Annotated in this window: 18 protein-coding genes; 3 read left to right on the top strand and 15 right to left on the bottom strand. The window is 63.0% G+C overall.

Annotation, left to right across the window (positions count from 1 at the left end):
- Positions 1-8: 8 nt before the first annotated feature.
- From AC1DWA_RS20095 to lspA, 3 genes are read right to left on the bottom strand one after another with little or no spacing between them, the layout of a single operon-like run.
- Positions 9-692, bottom strand: a complete 684-nt coding sequence (locus AC1DWA_RS20095; protein WP_211917651.1) for a hypothetical protein — start codon at positions 690-692, stop codon at positions 9-11.
- Entirely contained in the window at positions 689-1,615 is a 927-nt protein-coding gene (locus AC1DWA_RS20100; RefSeq protein ID WP_007733161.1) for an RluA family pseudouridine synthase, read from the bottom strand. Before AC1DWA_RS20100 ends, AC1DWA_RS20095 begins: the two co-directional genes overlap by 4 nt.
- A complete protein-coding gene (lspA, locus tag AC1DWA_RS20105) occupies positions 1,612-2,298 on the bottom strand; it encodes a signal peptidase II (protein ID WP_021344550.1) in 687 nt (228 codons plus the stop codon). The genes AC1DWA_RS20100 and lspA overlap by 4 nt, the downstream gene beginning before the upstream one ends.
- Before the next feature lie 68 nt (positions 2,299-2,366).
- Between lspA and AC1DWA_RS20110 the strand changes: the two genes are divergently transcribed.
- The 3 genes from AC1DWA_RS20110 (at position 2,367) to gad (ending at position 5,588) form a co-directional block, all read left to right on the top strand.
- A complete protein-coding gene (locus AC1DWA_RS20110; RefSeq protein ID WP_097387282.1) occupies positions 2,367-3,293 on the top strand; it encodes a hypothetical protein in 927 nt (308 codons plus the stop codon).
- The gene (locus AC1DWA_RS20115; RefSeq protein ID WP_232816917.1) at positions 3,290-4,054 is read left to right on the top strand and encodes a sensor domain-containing protein; all 765 of its coding nucleotides are present in this window, start codon (positions 3,290-3,292) and stop codon (positions 4,052-4,054) included. Before AC1DWA_RS20110 ends, AC1DWA_RS20115 begins: the two co-directional genes overlap by 4 nt.
- A gap of 142 nt (positions 4,055-4,196) precedes the next feature.
- Entirely contained in the window at positions 4,197-5,588 is a 1,392-nt protein-coding gene (gad, locus tag AC1DWA_RS20120; protein WP_046378698.1) for a glutamate decarboxylase, read from the top strand.
- On the opposite strand, the gene AC1DWA_RS20125 is transcribed toward gad, so the two are convergent.
- The 12 genes from AC1DWA_RS20125 to ftsZ all read right to left on the bottom strand — a co-directional run bounded on the left by AC1DWA_RS20125 (position 5,582) and on the right by ftsZ (position 16,744).
- Positions 5,582-6,058: a WKL family lipoprotein gene (locus AC1DWA_RS20125; protein WP_477916939.1), complete on the bottom strand. Its 477-nt coding sequence runs from the start codon at positions 6,056-6,058 to the stop codon at positions 5,582-5,584. The two genes, gad and AC1DWA_RS20125, sit on opposite strands and share 7 nt — an antisense overlap.
- Positions 6,059-6,189: 131 nt before the next feature.
- Positions 6,190-7,554 (bottom strand): DNA polymerase IV, encoded by a 1,365-nt coding sequence (locus tag AC1DWA_RS20130; RefSeq protein ID WP_019748863.1) that lies wholly within the window; start codon positions 7,552-7,554, stop codon positions 6,190-6,192.
- Positions 7,555-7,590: 36 nt separating this feature from the next.
- Positions 7,591-7,929 (bottom strand): TfoX/Sxy family protein, encoded by a 339-nt coding sequence (locus tag AC1DWA_RS20135; RefSeq protein WP_042952111.1) that lies wholly within the window; start codon positions 7,927-7,929, stop codon positions 7,591-7,593.
- A gap of 68 nt (positions 7,930-7,997) precedes the next feature.
- Positions 7,998-11,111: an isoleucine--tRNA ligase gene (gene ileS / locus AC1DWA_RS20140; RefSeq protein WP_020908068.1), complete on the bottom strand. Its 3,114-nt coding sequence runs from the start codon at positions 11,109-11,111 to the stop codon at positions 7,998-8,000.
- 291 nt (positions 11,112-11,402) lie between these two features.
- Positions 11,403-11,717 (bottom strand): hypothetical protein, encoded by a 315-nt coding sequence (locus AC1DWA_RS20145; RefSeq protein ID WP_195791326.1) that lies wholly within the window; start codon positions 11,715-11,717, stop codon positions 11,403-11,405.
- Positions 11,718-11,766: 49 nt separating this feature from the next.
- The gene (wag31, locus tag AC1DWA_RS20150) at positions 11,767-12,594 is read right to left on the bottom strand and encodes a DivIVA-like cell division protein Wag31 (RefSeq protein ID WP_003941722.1); all 828 of its coding nucleotides are present in this window, start codon (positions 12,592-12,594) and stop codon (positions 11,767-11,769) included.
- Positions 12,595-12,720: 126 nt separating this feature from the next.
- The gene (locus AC1DWA_RS20155; protein ID WP_003941780.1) at positions 12,721-12,999 is read right to left on the bottom strand and encodes a YggT family protein; all 279 of its coding nucleotides are present in this window, start codon (positions 12,997-12,999) and stop codon (positions 12,721-12,723) included.
- A gap of 4 nt (positions 13,000-13,003) precedes the next feature.
- Positions 13,004-13,150 (bottom strand): hypothetical protein, encoded by a 147-nt coding sequence (locus AC1DWA_RS20160; protein ID WP_229756996.1) that lies wholly within the window; start codon positions 13,148-13,150, stop codon positions 13,004-13,006.
- 38 nt (positions 13,151-13,188) lie between these two features.
- Positions 13,189-13,839: a cell division protein SepF gene (locus AC1DWA_RS20165; protein ID WP_003941752.1), complete on the bottom strand. Its 651-nt coding sequence runs from the start codon at positions 13,837-13,839 to the stop codon at positions 13,189-13,191.
- 85 nt (positions 13,840-13,924) lie between these two features.
- Positions 13,925-14,674, bottom strand: a complete 750-nt coding sequence (locus AC1DWA_RS20170; RefSeq protein WP_256064341.1) for a YggS family pyridoxal phosphate-dependent enzyme — start codon at positions 14,672-14,674, stop codon at positions 13,925-13,927.
- Positions 14,675-14,680: 6 nt separating this feature from the next.
- The gene (gene pgeF / locus AC1DWA_RS20175; protein ID WP_256064339.1) at positions 14,681-15,448 is read right to left on the bottom strand and encodes a peptidoglycan editing factor PgeF; all 768 of its coding nucleotides are present in this window, start codon (positions 15,446-15,448) and stop codon (positions 14,681-14,683) included.
- A gap of 108 nt (positions 15,449-15,556) precedes the next feature.
- On the bottom strand, positions 15,557-16,744 hold the full coding sequence (gene ftsZ, locus AC1DWA_RS20180) for a cell division protein FtsZ (protein ID WP_003941788.1): 1,188 nt from the start codon (positions 16,742-16,744) through the stop codon (positions 15,557-15,559).
- Positions 16,745-16,966 lie beyond the last annotated feature (222 nt).

A 16,966-nucleotide genomic window follows, 5' to 3' on the forward strand; every position in this document is an offset into this window, starting at 1 on the left:
ACCGGAGTTCACGGGACCGGGCCGTCGTCGGGGCCGGGAGCAACGACGTCCACGTACTCCGGCAGCAAGGGACGGACGGCCGCCAACCACGGCGAGGCGTCGGACGGCAACGCTTCCACTGCACGGACATTCGACTCACGTGTAATCGCGTCCAGTCCTTCGGGAGTAGCTCGCACCAGCACGCCCACCGCGCAGGTGCACCCGGCGGACAATTGCTTCGCCGACGCGAGCGCCACCTGTTGCTGACGATCGGTGTCGCCGCCGAGCGAGATCAGTCGCGTGGCTGCAACACCGGGCGATCTGCGCACTGCTTCGTCGTTGTCGGGAACGGGCACGGACATGAGCGGCGTCTGGACGCGCTCGATCGGAACTCGGAACATGACCCTGGACACGCGAACGCCCGAGACCTCAGCGCCCGGCACCTGAACACTGCTGGTCGACGTGATGACCTCGTCGACGGTGAGTGCCTTCGTGAACGAGACCAACGCCCACACCGGCCCATCGACCGACGCGACAGAATCTCGCGCTCGGTCGAGGTAGTCCGGCACAGCTTCCCCACTGTCCGGACCGAGAGTGTCCGTCGTGATCGGCGGGGTCAGCACGGGATTCGCGAACCCCACGCCCACCACCGCCGCCACACCGACCACCACCGCGACGACGGCCAGCGCGGGGGTAAGCCCGCGCGGTGTCATGAGGACCGGAGAACTTCGAGTGCGTGTTCGAGGTCCTTCGGGTACTTGCTCTTGATCTCGACCCAGCGACCGTCCGCCGGGTGGGCGAAGCCGAGCGAGACTGCGTGCAGCCACTGGCGTTCGAGACCGAGCCTCTCGGCAAGTCGGGGGTCCGCGCCGTAGGTCAGGTCGCCGCAGCACGGATGGCGCAACGCCGAGAAGTGGACACGGATCTGGTGCGTGCGACCGGTTTCGAGGTGCACGTCCAGCAGACTCGCTGCCTGGAACGCCTCGATGGTGTCGTAGTGCGTGACGCTGGGCTTGCCATCGGCCGTGACCGTGAACCGCCAGTCGTTCCCGTGGTGGCGTCCGATGGGGGCGTCGATGGTTCCGCTGCTCGGGTCGGGGTGTCCCTGCACGAGAGCGTGGTAGCGCTTGTCGATGGTCCGCTGCTTGAAAGCGCGCTTGAGCAACGTGTATGCGCGCTCGGAGGTGGCAACCACCATGACACCCGACGTTCCGACGTCCAGACGGTGGACGATGCCCTGACGCTCGTGGGCACCGGACGTCGAGATACGGAAACCGGCCGCGGCAAGTCCGCCGATGACGGTCGGTCCCGTCCACCCGACGCTGGCGTGCGCGGCAACTCCGACGGGCTTGTCGACTGCAACGACGTCGTCGTCGGCGTAGAGGATCTCCATCCCCTCGACCGGTGTCGCCTCGATGGTCAGGGGCCGCGGCGGTTCGGGCAGGACAACCTCGAGCCACGATCCTGCGGTCAGACGATCGGACTTGCCGACGGCCACACCGTCGACGAGTACCGAGCCTTCTTCCGCGAGTGTCGCGACCACGGTGCGCGAGAGTCCGAGCAGGCGCGCGAGGCCGGCATCGACCCGCATGGCGTCGAGGCCGTCGGGCACGGGCATCGAACGGGATTCCCTCACTTGGTTTCTCCCTCGGCTGCGGCCTTCGATTCGGTGAGCTTCTTGTCGTCCGCCTTGTGATCACGCAGGCGTTCACCGTTGGGTTCGAAGCCGAAAAGAGTCAGTACGACGAGCAGGATCGCGCCACAGACGATCGCGGAATCCGCGATGTTGAACACGGGCCACCAACCGACGGAAACGAAGTCCACCACATGTCCGCGCATGATTCCGGGAGAGCGGAAGAATCGGTCGACGAGGTTACCCAGCGCGCCGCCGAGAACGAGGCCGAGACCGAGCGCCCACCACGGTGATCGGAGCGTGCGACCGATCTTGATCACACCGATGACGACACCGATGGCGACGAGGGTGAGGATCCACGTCATCGACGTCGCCATCGAGAACGCTGCACCGGGATTGCGCACCATCGTGAATGTGACCACGTCACCGATGATTTCGATCGGCTGCCCCGGCTTGACCGCGGCGACGGCCCACACCTTCGTGAGAATGTCCGAGAGCAGGATGACGGCGGCGATGGCAATGAGCATGGTCAGCCGGCGGGGCTTTGCGACCGGCGCAACCGCCAGGTCACCGTCTTCCGATTTCACGGCTTCCGGTTTCACGGTTTCGGGCTCGTCGGCCTTCGAGATTTCGGTAATCGGCTGATCCTCCGCGTTGACATCTCGGTCTGGGTGGTCTGTACTCACGCAACCATCATCCCTCATGTTCACCGCACCGGGTCACGCACTCTGCAACTGCGGCTAGCCTGGAGCGCGTGCCACTGCTGTCCACGACCGGCCGACGAGTTCCGTTCGCCCTCGCTGCCCTCGCTCTCACCACCGTTCTCACCGCTTGCGGCGACTCGGATCAACCTCCCACCACACCTACCTCGTCGCCGAGCGAAGTCACTGTTCCGGTGACCGCCGCCACCGTCGAGGTACTCGATGCGGGAAGCGAACCGCGCGAGGTGTTGCGCATGAACTTGCCTGTCGGCACCACGCAGACGGCGACGCTCGTCACCCAGGCGGTCGTGAGTCAGCAGATCGATCAACAGCCGGCACAAGATTTCTCTTCGCCGGAGATCACGATCCCGCTCTCGGCAAACGTGACCGCTGACGATCCCACCGCTGTCGTGGACCTGACGCTGTCGTCGATGACCTCGCCGGATGCAACGCTGCAGGCAGCGCTGAGCGGGGCCGACGGATCTGCGGCCGGATTGTCGGTCACGGATTCGGGCGCCATCACCGCCCTACGGTTGAAGCCGTCCGCCAACTCGGCCAATGCTGCCCGCGCTGCAATCGAACAGGCGCTCGGCCAAGCGGTCTACCGGACCGTTGCACTCCCCGACGCTCCGGTCGGTGTCGGCGCACGTTGGGTGGTTCGACAACAAGTCAGCAGTGAAATCCTGCTCGATCAGACAACCACCGTCACGCTCACCGCGCGGGAGGGCAATCGGCTTTCGCTCGCGGTGGACGTATCGCAGACCCCGCAGAGCCCGGTCTGGAACCTGGCCGGTGACGCCGGAACGCTGAACATCGATCAGTACGTCATGGCCGGCTCCGGAAACCTCACCGTCGACCTCTCACTCCCCTTGCCGATCGCCGGACAGATGACCGTCGGCGGCGACCAGGCGTACGGCGATCCGGACAGCTCCTCGGTGATCCGGCAGACGATCTCCAACAGCATTCGGTGGGAATCGTGACACGCCGGTCGCTCGCACTGGGCCTGACAACAACGGCGGCACTGTTCGTCGTCACCGGTTGCGGCTCGGACGACTCTCCTAGTGCTGACACAACTACGCAGGTTTCCGCCCCACAGGTCGGCTTGGCGCCGTTCACAGCTGCTCCGGCCGCACCGCTGAGCGGGGCACCTCTCGACCGTGATGCGCTGCAACGAGCCGCGCTCACCCTCTCCGAACTACCTGCGGACTTCGACATAGTTCCCGACCCGGTCGACGACCTCGGCCTCGCACCGGCGCCGGAGAGTTCGGAGGCGGACAAGTCGAGCACCGACCCCGCCGTCTGCGCTCAGGTTCTGGCACCGATAGCCACCCAGGCCGCCGGATCCGTCGCCGACCTCTCCGACATGTTCACCGGCCCCGATTTCACGAGCATCGATCAGGACTCTGCTTCGTACGCCGACGGCGCAGCGGCAGCAGCAGCTTTCGAGAAACTTCAGACCACGCTGGCCGGGTGCGCGGAATATTCGGGAACCGATGCCGACGGAACGACAATCACCTATCGCGTCGGCGGAGCGTCGGACCCGAACGTCGGCGACGCGTCTTTCGCTTTCCGAATCATCACGGAGAGTGGCGGTTTCACCTTGGTCGCCGATGCGATCGTGGCCGCAGTCGGGACCACGTTGACCCAGGTGTCCGCAACTGCGCCGAGTCCGATCGCCCCCGACGTGCTGCACTCGATGGCATCGGCCGCCGCCGATCGCCTGCGCGCACAAACGCCCTGACAACGAGCGGATTAGTCCCGTCTCGGCCTTACGCGAATGATTCGGGACCACAGACCCTTTGACAACTGCCCGTCCACACTGAACGGTGAGAGTAGGTACGAAACAGACCAACGCGACACACTGATGTGAGGAGCCAGAGTTCATGCCGGAACCCAGAAGGTCAGATCACACCGATTACGTAGCCGTCAATCCGATCTTCTCGAGGCCTGGCGAGGATTCGGTTGCATCGAAGTACACACTCGAACCCGACGGCATGCTTCCCGAGACCGCGTATCAGATCGTCCACGACGAAACGATGCTCGACGGCAATGCGCGGCTCAATCTCGCGACGTTCGTCAGCACGTGGATGGACGATCACGCCACCAAACTGTATGCCGAGTCGTTCGACAAGAACATGATCGACAAGGACGAGTATCCACAGACCGCCGCGATCGAAACCTATTGCTGGCGCATCCTTGCCGACCTCTGGCACTCGCCCTCCCCCAAGGACGCAATCGGTACCTCGACGATCGGTTCGTCCGAGGCGTGCATGCTCGGTGGCCTGGCGATGAAACGACGCTGGCAGCACGCACGAAAAGCCGCGGGGAAGTCCACCGAAAAACCAAATCTCATCATGAGTTCCGCCGTCCAGGTGTGCTGGGAGAAATTCTGCAACTACTGGGACGTCGAGGCGCGCTACGTGCCGATCAGCGAGGAACACCGGACCCTCGACGGTCACGATCTGGACAAGTACGTCGACGAGAACACCATCGGCGTAATCGCGATCATGGGTGTCACGTACACCGGGATGTACGAGCCGGTCCTGGAAATCTCGAAGGCACTCGACGCGATCCAGGAAAAGACGGGACTCGACGTTCCCATCCACGTCGACGGCGCTTCCGGCGCAATGATCGCCCCGTTCCTACAGCCGGAACTCGAATGGGATTTCCGGCTCCCGCGCGTGCACTCCATCAACACCTCGGCGCACAAGTACGGACTCGTCTACCCCGGCCTCGGCTGGGTGGTCTGGCGATCGCAGGATCTACTTCCCGACGACCTCGTGTTCAAGGTGAGCTACCTCGGCGGCAGTATGCCGACCTTCGCGCTGAACTTCTCGCGGCCCGGCGCTCAGGTGATCCTGCAGTTCTACTTGTTCCTGCGTCTCGGCCACGACGGCTATCGCGCGATCCAGCAGTCCTCACAGGACGTGGCGAAATTCCTCGCCGAAGGAATCGGGAAACTGGACGCCTTCGAACTGTGGAACGACGGTTCCGACATCCCGGTCTTCGCGTGGCGCCTCGCCGAGGGCCACACGTCCAACTGGACGCTGTACGACCTGTCCGACCGACTGCGGGGCAAGGGCTGGTTGGTGCCGGCCTATCCCATGCCGGACGATCTCTCGGATCTGACAGTGCAGCGCATCGTGGTTCGTAACGGACTGAGCATGGACCTGGCAGCCAATCTGCTGCGCATCATCGAAGAGGAAACCGCGTTCCTCGACGAACTCGACAGCCCGATGCCGCGGCCACGCGTCACCGAGGGATTCCATCACTGACGACGCTCACTGCATGAAGAGCGGCCGCCGACTCCCTTTCGGGAGTCGACGGCCCAGACGCCGTCCTCGTAGACGAACGAAGCCTGCAGACCCTGCTGCAGCGGCTGGCCGTTGACGACGATGTTCAGCGAAGCTGCGGCCGTCTCGCTACCCGTGTCGGTGACCGGGTCGAGGATCTCGACCTGCGCGCCGGCAGCCTTGGCGGCAGCGGCGACCTGGTTGATCAGCTCGGGATCCTGCTCGGCACCCTGGACGAGGTCGACCTTGTCTGCGGCCGGAACGGTCTCGTCGAGTGCCTGAGCGACCTTGGCGTTGAGCTCAGCGGACGTCGGCAGGACAACCTCGGACGTGGGTGCCGCAGCGGTGGTGGTCGTGGGCTTCGCCGAAGTCGTCTTGTCGGAGTCTCCTCCGTCCGAACCACAAGCGGTCATCGTCAGGGCTGCTGCGATCGCCACGGCTGCAACGGTCATCTTCTGAAGCTTCAACTTCTCAGTCCTATCCATTCGGGTGTTCACATTCGAGCGTCAGTCGAACATCGTGCTTGCTCGAGGATCGTCGACAACATTACCCAACGGTAAGCGGAAAAAGTCTAAGGACATCCTCAGAGAAGGCTGTCGACCGCATCTGCTACCTCGAGCACCTCATCCGATTCGGCGAAGGTTTTGGCTATTCCCGTTCCGCTGGAACGGGTTTCGAAGCGAACTGTCACCACTCCGTGCCCGGCGCCCTGCACCCAACCGTGTCCGTATTCTGGATGCTTCACGTCCAAACCAGGGTGCCAGTAGCGCTGCGGGACGCGTGCGGCCACCGGAACGTCGAGTTCGGCCTCATCGAGGGCGCCCGTGAGAGTCTCGACCGGATAGCCGGGAACATCCTGATCCAACTCGGGAAAAAGTGATCCTTGCCGAACGGTGGACAAACCGGCGAATCCCACACCGACCAGGCGAATCGGCCCCAATTCCTGTGGATCGATGACCTGTTTCTGCGCGGTCGCGACAAGGATTTGGCGGTCGATGGTGGCAAACGGCAGCGTCACGGATCGAGTCAAGATACTCATGTCGGACTTCTTGAGCTTCAGTACGACGGTGCGAGCAGCTCTTCCGTCCTTCTCCAGCCTGGAAAATGCTGCACGACCACTACTTTCGACGGCTGCGCGCAGTTGCGCCATCGTGACGATGTCTGCGGCGAACGTGGATTCCGCGCTGATCTGCTTGGATTCGGCACGCTCGGCGACCGGCCGATCGTCGATCCCCTGCGCGAGGCGGTGCAACCCCGGTCCGACAGTGGTTCCGAGTATCGACGCCACCTCCGCTATGGGAGTGCGGGCAAACCCTCCGATGGTTTCGATGCCGAGACGCTTGAGCTTTTCCTCGGCAACAGGGCCGATCCCCCACAGCTTTCGCACCGGAAGTGGATCGAGCAACTCGTGCTGCATCCCGGGAGGAATCACTGCGACGCCGTCGGGCTTTGCCAGTCCCGACGCGATCTTGGCGACCTGCTTACCTGCGCCGGCACCGATCGAGGCAACCAACCCGGTCTCGGCTTTGATCAACGCCCGCAGGTCCTCACAAAACGCGCGGACCTCGTCGGCGCCGACTCCGGCCAACTCCACCGGTTCACCGAAGGCCTCGTCCACCGACAATTGCTCGAGGATCGGCATACGAAGGCGCAACGCGTCGAAGGTGCGTTTACTCAGAACCGAATACAACGACATCCGCGGTGGCAATACCACCGCTCCGCCACCGACCATCCGGCGTGCTTGGTGCATCGGCATTGCCGAACGCGCACCGAAAACTCTCGCTTCGTAACTTGCCCCGGCCACCACTCCGCGCCCGCCCAAGCCGCCGACCAGCACCGGGCGACCTCGCAGCGTGGGACGGGTCAACTGCTCGGCGGAAGCGAAAAATGCATCCATGTCGAGATGCAGCACCCACCTGCGACTTCGTGTGGGATCACCTTGATTCATCGGGCGTTACGGTTCTCTCAAAAGTAGGTGCAGAATCTACGTCCGCGCCTTCTTCTTGGGCGACTTCTTCTTCGGCAGGGGTAGTACGTCGGCAGTCCGTTGAATGAAGGCGTGCAGGTGATCGAGGTCCTGCAGCCGTTCCTCCGGAACCCGGTAGTAATCCTTCGCTCCCGGGTACGGCGGAGCCAGATCGGCCTCTGATCCGAACTCCGTACTGACCTCGGTGGGTTTGACGAACAGAACGTCTCCGCAGATCAAGCCCACGATCTTCTCGTCGCAATACAATCCGTACTCGCCGAACATCGCCCTTGCCCGCACGTCGAGCGGTTCCAACTGCTCGAGAATGCGCGCCACGGTTTCCTTGCTCGTACTCATGAGAGCAAACTACTCCGGCACCCCGACATACAGACATTCATCGGGGAGCCGGAGTAGTTACGGCGGTATTAGACCTTCGTGATCGCGGCGCGGATACCGTCACCGAGATCGACGGCGTCGTCTCCCGCTTCACCCACCGAGAACGAGGTGGCCAGAACCTCACCGGCGATCAATTCGCGATGACGCTCCGCCCACTCCTTGCAGTCCTGCGGAACCTCGAGTACGACGTTGATCCGGTCCGAGACGTCCAAACCGGCGGCACGACGCGCATCCTGCAACTGACGGATACGGTCCTTCGCCCAGCCCTCGGCTTCGAGTTCCTCCGTCACGACGGAATCGAGTACGACGAGTCCCGCACCGTCGGGCAATGCAGCCGTCGAATCAGGCTCGGCTGCAACCAGTTTCTGCGTGTACTCCTCGGGCAGCAGTTCGATGCCCGCCGCAACTACGACGCCGTCCGCGTTCTCGGTCCAGTCGCCCGCCTTGACCGCCTTGATGACAGTCTGAACGGACTTGCCCAGACGCGGTCCTGCAGCACGCGCGTTGACCGCGATCTCGAAGCGCCCGTGCACGTCGACGTCATCGGTCAGATCGACCTTCTTGACGTTGACCTCGTCGGCAATCAGTCCGAGGAACGGACGCAGACGCTCGGCATCCGGCGCCGCAACCGTGACCTCGGGCAGCGGAAGACGAACTCGCAGATTCTGCGCCTTGCGCAGGCTCAGCACCGTGGAGCACACGGTCCGGACGTCGTCCATCGCCGCTACCAGCTCGGGGTTCGCGGGGAGCTCCGACGCCTCGGGCCAATCAGCCAGGTGAACCGAGCGCTCCCCGGTCAACCCGCGCCAGATCACCTCGGACACCAGCGGCAACAGCGGCGCAGCGAGACGCGTCACGACCTCGAGCACGGTGTGCAGGGTGTCGATCGCGTCGCGATCCTCGTCCCAGAACCGCGAACGAGACCGTCGCACATACCAGTTGGTGAGCGCATCACAGAACAACCGAAGCTCGTCGCACGCGCCGGCGATGTCGTTGACCTCGAGGGCCTCGGTGATCACGTCGCGGGTGGTAGCGAGCTTGGCCAGGATGTACTGATCGAGGATGTTCTCCGAATCGGTACGCCACACACCGGATTCCGGCGCGTACAACTGCAAAAAGCTCCAGGCGTTCCACAGCGGGAGCAACGCCTGACGTACGCCTTCGCGGATGCCCTGCTCGGTCACGATGAGGTTTCCGCCGCGCAAGATCGGCGAGGACATCAGGAACCATCGCATGGCATCGCTGCCGTCGCGGTTGAACACCTCCTTCACGTCCGGGTAGTTGCCCTTGGACTTGCTCATCTTCAGTCCGTCGTCGCCGAGCACGATGCCGTGCGCAGCAACGGTTTTGAACGCCGGACGATCGAAGAGTGCGGTTGCCAGTACGTGCAGCGTGTAGAACCAGCCGCGAGTCTGCCCGTTGTACTCGACGATGAAATCGCCCGGGAAATGGCCCTCGAACCATTCACGGTTCTCGAATGGGTAATGCACCTGCGCGTACGGCATCGAACCGGATTCGAACCAGCAGTCGAGCACCTCGGGAACGCGGCGCATCATCGACTTCCCGGTCGGGTCGTCGGGGTTCGGACGGACCAGGTCGTCGATCATCGGGCGATGCAGATCGGTCGGCCGCACGCCGAAGTCTGCCTCCAACTGATCGAGCGATCCGTACACGTCCGTACGCGGGTACTGCGGATCGTCCGACACCCACACCGGGATCGGGCTGCCCCAGTAACGGTTTCGGCTGATGTTCCAGTCTCGTGCACCTTCGAGCCACTTGCCGAACTGGCCGTCACGGATGTGCTCGGGCACCCAGGTGATGTCCTTGTTCAGCTCGACCATGCGATCTCGGAACTTGGTGACCGCGACGAACCACGAGGGAACCGCCATGTAGATGAGCGGCTGCCCACTGCGCCAACTGTGTGGGTACGAGTGCTCGATCGTCTCGTGCCGCAGCAGCTTTCCGGCAGCCTTGAGGTCCTTGATGATGACCGGGTTGGCGTCGAACACCATCAGGCCCTCGTACGGCGGAACCATCGAGGTGAACTTTCCACCCGGATCGAGCGGCTGTACGACCTCGATACCGTTGGCCGTGGCCACGTCCATATCCTCTTCACCGAAAGCCGGTGCGAGGTGGACGATTCCGGTTCCGGAGTCGGTTGTCACGTAGTCCGCCGAGAGCACGACGTGCGCATTCGGATGTCCGAGGAAGAAGTCGAACGGCGGTGTGTACGACAGTCCGACCAGTTCGGCGCCCTTGTGACGGGAAACGACCTCGGGGTCCTCCCCCAGCTCACGTGCGTAATGAGCTACCCGTGCTTCTGCGAGCACGTACCGCTTTCCGTCCTCGCCGAGCACCTGGACGTAGTCGACCTCGGGATGAACCGCAGTGGCCAAGTTGGACGGCAGTGTCCACGGAGTCGTGGTCCAGATGATCGCGTTTGCGCCGTCGAGGGGTGAACCCGGAGCGACCAGCGGCATGTCGACCGTGACTGCAGGATCCTGACGCATCTTGTACGCATCGTCGAGGCGAGTCTCCTGATTGGACAGTGGAGTCTGCTCGTACCAGCTGTAGGGCAGCACACGGAAGCCCTGATAGATCAGGCCCTTGTCGTGCAGCTCCTTGAAGGCCCACATGACGGACTCCATGAAGTCGACGTCCAGGGTCTTGTAGTCGTTGTCGAAATCGACCCAGCGCGCCTGGCGGGTGACGTAGTCACGCCACTCGTCGGTGTACTTGAGCACCGAGGCCTTGCAGTACTCGTTGAACTTGGCCAGACCCATGACTTCGATCTCGGCCTTGTCCTTGATGCCGAGCTGCTTCTCCGCTTCGAGCTCTGCCGGAAGGCCGTGGCAATCCCAGCCGAAGCGTCGTTCGACCTTGCGTCCACGCATTGTCTGGAAGCGCGGCACCAGGTCCTTGACGTACCCCGTCAGCAGGTGGCCGTAGTGCGGCAAACCGTTTGCGAATGGCGGTCCGTCGTAGAAAACGAACTCTTCGTTACCGTCCCGATTGGAAACCGACGCACGGAAGGTGTCGTCGTCGTCCCACTGTTTCAGGACTTTCTGTTCCAGTTCGGGGAACTTGACTCCGGTGTCGGCGGGGACACCGTAGTCTACTTTGGGATACCCGTTACTCGCCATGGCGATCTCCTCGTGCCAGTCGGACTCGGCACGGGGACGACGTGACGCTTGTGCGCCGACACCGCGGTACCACCCCGTTTGCACCCCGCAGATCCGTGCTTTCACACCGGATCTCGAGCTGCCACTCGATCGAGCTGTGACGGGCTCACCCGTTCGGTTCTACTGGGTCCTCGACACGTATGAAAGCGTCGACAACCGTTCTTCCGAAAGCTCCCCGGTGATTGCCGGATCACAGCCTGGTATTCGTGTTGGACAGTCTAATACTCGTCCTGGACCTTGTCGGAACTCGCCCTAGGACTTGTCGGGGCCACCCGGCGACCCGCCGTGATTTCCCTGATTGTCGTCGTTTGCAGTAGCTGCATCATCGGACGAGGAATCCGAGGAACTCTCGACTCGACCATAAGACGACGACACGCCGCTGCCCGATACCGGGTCATCCAACGAAGGAACCGCCTTCCTGCTGGTCAGCGCACTGACCAGCAGGAGGACGGCACCTGCTACACAAATCGCGATACATGCCCACGCCCAGATCAGCGACCCTGTGGTCAGGGCAACGATCAGGAGAGCGAAGCCAACTCCCGCGAGAACCAACGTCACGACCAGCACGTATCAACCTTTGTCCGGTCCGATAGCTGAGCCGACGAGGCGCTCTCGGTCAGCTGTTTCCCTTGGCGAAGGACGGGCTGTAGGAATCCTGTCCACCGTCGACCGGAACGGCCGAGCCACGCTGTTCGAGCTCTTCGAGCTGAGATTCCAGGTAGGACTTCAGGCGCACCCGGTACTCACGTTCGAACGTCTTGAGCTGCTCGATACGGCCCTCGAGGACCGAACGCTGCTGGTTGATGGTCGCCATGATTTCGGTGTGCTTCTTCTCGGCGTCTGCCTTGAGAGCGTCTGCCTTCTCCTGAGCCTGGCGAAGCTGGGTCTCGGAGCGAGTCTGAGCGTCGGTCAGCATTGCCTCCGACTTGTTGCGCGCATCCGCGATCATGCCGTCGGCCTTGCTGCGAGCCTCGCTCATGAGCTGCTCGGAGTTGGTGCGAGCACTGCCGAGCAGCTGCTCGGATTCGGTCTTGGCATCGTTGGTGAGGCGATCCGCCATCTCCTGAGCCAGTCCGAGGACCTTCGCGGCCTGCATGTGGGTGTCGCCACTCTGCGGCGCTGCAACGGCAGCGGCGGCGGGAACCGGAGCTGCAACGGGTGCAGGCTTGGGCGGTTCGACAACCCGAGCGGGCTCCGGCTTGGGCTGCGCTGCGACGGGTGCTGCCTGCTGAGCAGGTGCCGGCGACTTCTTGGCAGCCGCGAGCTCCTGATCCAGCTCACCTACGCGCTGGCGCAGGTCCGCATTCTCTTCGATGAGCTGCGACAGCGCCTGCTCGACGAGGTCGAGGAATGCGTCGACCTCGTCCTCGTTGTAGCCACGCTTGCCGATAGGCGGCTTGCTGAACGCAACGTTGTGCACGTCAGCTGGAGTCAGTTGCGGCATGGAAGGATCCCTTCACGCGTCATTTGGCGGTCTAGCAAGCATTCAGTTGCAACACAGTCTACGTAGTGGCGAACCACCGGATGAGTTATGGCTTCCATTCTGGCATACCACTCACTCGGACTGCGCTCAGCGAACAACCGACATCAGGATGATGACGATGAAAAGCAAGACCATGATGGATAGATCCAAGCGAACTCCACCGAGGTTGATCGGGGGGATCAACCTGCGGAGCAGTTTCACCGGAGGATCGGTGATCGTAAAAATGGTTTCGAGAATGACTGCGACCAATCCGGTCGGTCGCCAATCTCTGGCAAACGAACGAACGAACTCGACGATCACTCTGCCGATCAGCAACAGCCAGAAGACAACCAGCACCAGATAGATCACAGAGAGAAGCGCGTCCACACCCTCACTCTGCCTGACTTCTGCGGTGTGTCCAAAACAGACACACCGCAGCAATTCCGGAACCGGCCCGCATCGAGTCCGTCTTGTAACGGCCGGCGATGGGTCCGAATGCGGCGTCCGCCGAGACGGGACGCCGTTCGAATGTGCTCACGTCACCCCTGCTCAGGGGCCGGACTGCGGTCGAGACCATCATTTCTGGCTGTAGAAACCCGTCTCCGCGATACGACGGCGTTCCTCAGCGGAAACGTCGATGTCAGCCGGTGAGAGAAGAAACACTTTGGTGGCTACCTTGTCGAAAGAACCACGCAATGCGAACGCCAGGCCGGCCGCGAAATCGACCAGACGCTTCGCGTCGGCGTTGCTCATGTCGACCAGATCCATGATGACGGGGGTGCCGTCGCGGAACCGCTCACCGATGGTGCGGGCCTCTGCGTAGCTCTGCGGACGCAGTGTCGTGATCTTGGCGAGCGGGCCGCCGTCATCGACAACAGGCGCACGTCGCGCTTCGGGACGCTCTGCACGGGCGTCGACCGCGAGGTTTCCACGGCTTGCCGGACGCGGCGCCATCGCCGGGCGGCTACTGCGGCTGGGAACGGTGTCGACGCGGGGCCGGGAATCGTAGCGATCGAACTCCGCGTCCTCTTCGTCACGACGACTGGGCGCGTAGCTCGCCTTCGAGAAGGCAGGTTCGACGAACTCGCGGTCGTCGCGCTCGGCATAGCCGTCGTGACTACGACGGGGTGCGCGGCGAGCCTGATCGGGCTCCTCCACGTATTCGTCCTCGTAGTCATCGAGGGGAACCATGCCGAAGTAAGCCTTGAACTTATGCAGGTTGCTCATTGATCGACCTTCCTTGGCGCGGCGGAATCAATCCGACTGCGACCGGTCGCAGCGGTGTGGACGGGTTGGGCGATCACCTGAGCGATCACCTCGAGATTACTGGTCGTGAGCCGAGCAGTGCGGTTCCGACACGCACGCACGTTGATCCGTGGCGCACTGCGGCCTCCAGATCACCGGTCATGCCAGCCGAGAGTTCGGTTGCCCGGGGATGCGATTCGAGAATCAAAAGATGTGCCCTGCGGAGGATTTCGAACTGCTCGTCCGGATCTGATCCAAGCGGCGGGACGGCCATCAGTCCCGCAAATTCGAGACCTTCGGCTGATTCGATCCGCTCGGCGAGAGGGGTTAGCTCTCCCGTGGGAACTCCGCCACGCCCAGGGTCTCCGTCGAGACTTACCTGGATGAGCACCCGCAGCGGCGCGTTACGCTCCCCGTCGGACAAAGCTCCGAGCGCCGCCCGATCGAGTGCATCGGCCAGTCGTGCACTGTCCACCGAGTGAATTGCGTAGGCCCACTTCGCTACCGAACGCGCTTTGTTGCGCTGCAACTGCCCGATCATGTGCCAGCGAACCGGATCGTCGATCGCGCCGCTCTGTGCAGCGCCGTCGAAGTCCGCGACCTTCTCCACTGCTTCCTGCTCACGAGACTCACCGAATTCACGGCAACCCAGTTCGTACAGGATTCGGGCGTCGGACGCCGGAAAGAATTTGGTAACTGGCAGCAGTGCTACGTCGGAAACTTCACGACCGGCGGCAAGGCAGGCGGCCGCCAGCCGCGCACGCACCGAGTCGAGTGCCGTCGATATTTCTGTCAGCCGCATATCTGTCTGGCGCATTTCTGCCTAGACGGTTTCCTGCGCTGCGGGCGCTTCCATCCAGATCACTGCAGCTTGACGCCCGGTCAGAGATTCTCGGCGATGACTGAACAACGCGCGATCCTCGATCGTGCACCGCGGGTCCTCGGCAACACCGGACACACCCGCGGCGAGCAACTGCTTACGCAGTCCCGCACGCAGATCGAGTCCCGGCGTACCCTTCTCGGTGCGAGTTGCGCTGCCCGGCAAGTGCTTTTCCACGTCCGCACGCATCGCGGCGGGAACCTCGTACTGGCGTCCACTCGCTGCCGGGCCGAGGAAGGCACCGATACGTGAGACGTCCGCGCCCTGTCGCACCATCTCCGCGAGGACACGCGGGACGATACCGATGCGGGCACCGATCCGTCCGGCATGAACTGCCGCGATCACACCGGCCTCCTCGTCGGAGAGCAGAACGGGAACACAGTCTGCGCTGAGGGTGGCGAGCGCCAGGCCGGGAACGGTGGTGACCAGAGCGTCCGTCACGGGAATCACTTCGTCGGTCGGTTCCGTCACGACAGTGACGTTGCGCGAGTGGATCTGTTCCATCCACACGAGATGGTCAGGCTCGACGCCTATTTCGCGTGCCAGACGACGGCGATTCGCCTCGACGGCTGCCGGAGCGTCTCCGACGTGATCGCCGAGATTGAACGACTCGTACGGCGACGCGGAAACACCACCGGCTCGGCTGGTCACGACGCGGCGAACGCGGGTGCGGGTGGTCGACTTCTCGGTACTCAAGATAAGTGTGCTCACAAACGTCGAAAGTTGTCGTCCGGCTCAGACGTGACCGGACATCCAGTCAAGAACAGGGTACCCAGAAATTCCGGGCACCCTGTTCTCGAAACTGTTTGTAGCCCTGCGTCAGCGACGCATGAAGACCGGCACATCGACGTCGTCGTCGCCCTCGTCTTCCTGGACCGGCGCATGGCGTGGGCCACCGATCGGAGGCAAGCTACCCGAACCCGTCGTCTCGCGCGCTGCGGAAATCGGCTGCTCGCCAGCAGGTTCGGCGGCCACCGGTGACCGGCCGACCTCACCCGCGCGCCCGGCGCCGATAGCTCCACGTCCCTGTGCGGTCGACTCCACGGGACGACGAGCCGGAGCTCCTCCGTCGAATCCCGCAGCGATGACCGTCACACGAACCTCGTCACCGAGTGAATCGTCGATGACCGTTCCGAAGATGATGTTGGCGTCGATGTGCGCGGCTTCCTGCACCAGCGAAGCCGCCTCGTTGATCTCGAACAGGCCCAGATCGCTACCGCCGGCGATCGACAGGAGAACGCCGCGGGCGCCTTCCATCGATGCTTCGAGGAGAGGCGAATTGATCGCAGATTCCGCCGCCTTGATCGCGCGTCCCTCACCACGTGAGGATCCGATGCCCATCAACGCACTGCCTGCACCGGACATGACACCCTTGACGTCCGCGAAGTCGACGTTGATCAGACCCGGGGTGGTGATGAGGTCGGTGATGCCCTGGACACCGTTGAGGAGAACCTCGTCGGCGCTGCGGAAGGCGTCCATGAGGCTGACGGCCGCGTCACCCAACTGGAGCAGGCGATCGTTGGGAATGACGATCAGCGTGTCGCAGGACTCCCGGAGCGCCTGGATTCCGGTATCCGCCTGTCCCCCACGACGCTTGCCCTCGAAGGAGAACGGCCGAGTCACGACGCCGACGGTGAGTGCGCCCAGCTTCCGGGCGATGCTTGCCACGACAGGGGCACCACCGGTTCCGGTGCCACCACCCTCGCCTGCGGTCACGAACACCATGTCGGCGCCCTTGATGACCTCTTCGATCTCGTCCTTGTGATCTTCGGCTGCCTTGCGACCCACTTCAGGGTCAGCACCGGCGCCGAGGCCACGGGTCAATTCACGACCGACGTCGAGCTTGACGTCGGCGTCACTCATCAGAAGGGCTTGCGCGTCCGTGTTGACCGCGATGAACTCGACTCCCTTGAGTCCCTGTTCGATCATGCGGTTGACTGCGTTCACGCCGCCGCCGCCGATGCCGACGACCTTGATTACGGCGAGGTAGTTGTGCGGGGGCGTCATCGGCTCTCGCCTTCCGTGTCGTGTTTCACGCTGCTTGTCAGTGCTGCTGTCTTTTTACTGCTGCTGTATTTGTAACTGCTGGTGTATTTGTTACTGCTGGTGTTCGAGATAAACTCTAAACCTCAACCACAGGGTTAGAGTTATGTCAAGTATTCGATCTGAAACGAAACGCTATGCACCGTCGTCGCGTTCCGCCATTAGGCGCGCCGAGACACACCGAAG

The organism is Rhodococcus sp. P4_F3_2, assembly GCF_056401335.1.

What these genes read in the sequence shown, in the direction of transcription:
- AC1DWA_RS20095 (WP_211917651.1), bottom strand. Translation starts at nt 692, where the DNA reads ATGACACCGCGCGGGCTTACCCCCGCGCTGGCCGTCGTCGCGGTGGTG.
- gad (WP_046378698.1), top strand. Translation starts at nt 4,197, where the DNA reads ATGCCGGAACCCAGAAGGTCAGATCACACCGATTACGTAGCCGTCAAT.
- AC1DWA_RS20125 (WP_477916939.1), bottom strand. Translation starts at nt 6,058, where the DNA reads ATGACCGTTGCAGCCGTGGCGATCGCAGCAGCCCTGACGATGACCGCT.
- AC1DWA_RS20130 (WP_019748863.1), bottom strand. Translation starts at nt 7,554, where the DNA reads ATGAATCAAGGTGATCCCACACGAAGTCGCAGGTGGGTGCTGCATCTC.
- AC1DWA_RS20135 (WP_042952111.1), bottom strand. Translation starts at nt 7,929, where the DNA reads ATGAGTACGAGCAAGGAAACCGTGGCGCGCATTCTCGAGCAGTTGGAA.
- ileS (WP_020908068.1), bottom strand. Translation starts at nt 11,111, where the DNA reads ATGGCGAGTAACGGGTATCCCAAAGTAGACTACGGTGTCCCCGCCGAC.
- wag31 (WP_003941722.1), bottom strand. Translation starts at nt 12,594, where the DNA reads ATGCCGCAACTGACTCCAGCTGACGTGCACAACGTTGCGTTCAGCAAG.
- AC1DWA_RS20165 (WP_003941752.1), bottom strand. Translation starts at nt 13,839, where the DNA reads ATGAGCAACCTGCATAAGTTCAAGGCTTACTTCGGCATGGTTCCCCTC.
- AC1DWA_RS20170 (WP_256064341.1), bottom strand. Translation starts at nt 14,674, where the DNA reads ATGCGCCAGACAGATATGCGGCTGACAGAAATATCGACGGCACTCGAC.
- ftsZ (WP_003941788.1), bottom strand. Translation starts at nt 16,744, where the DNA reads ATGACGCCCCCGCACAACTACCTCGCCGTAATCAAGGTCGTCGGCATC.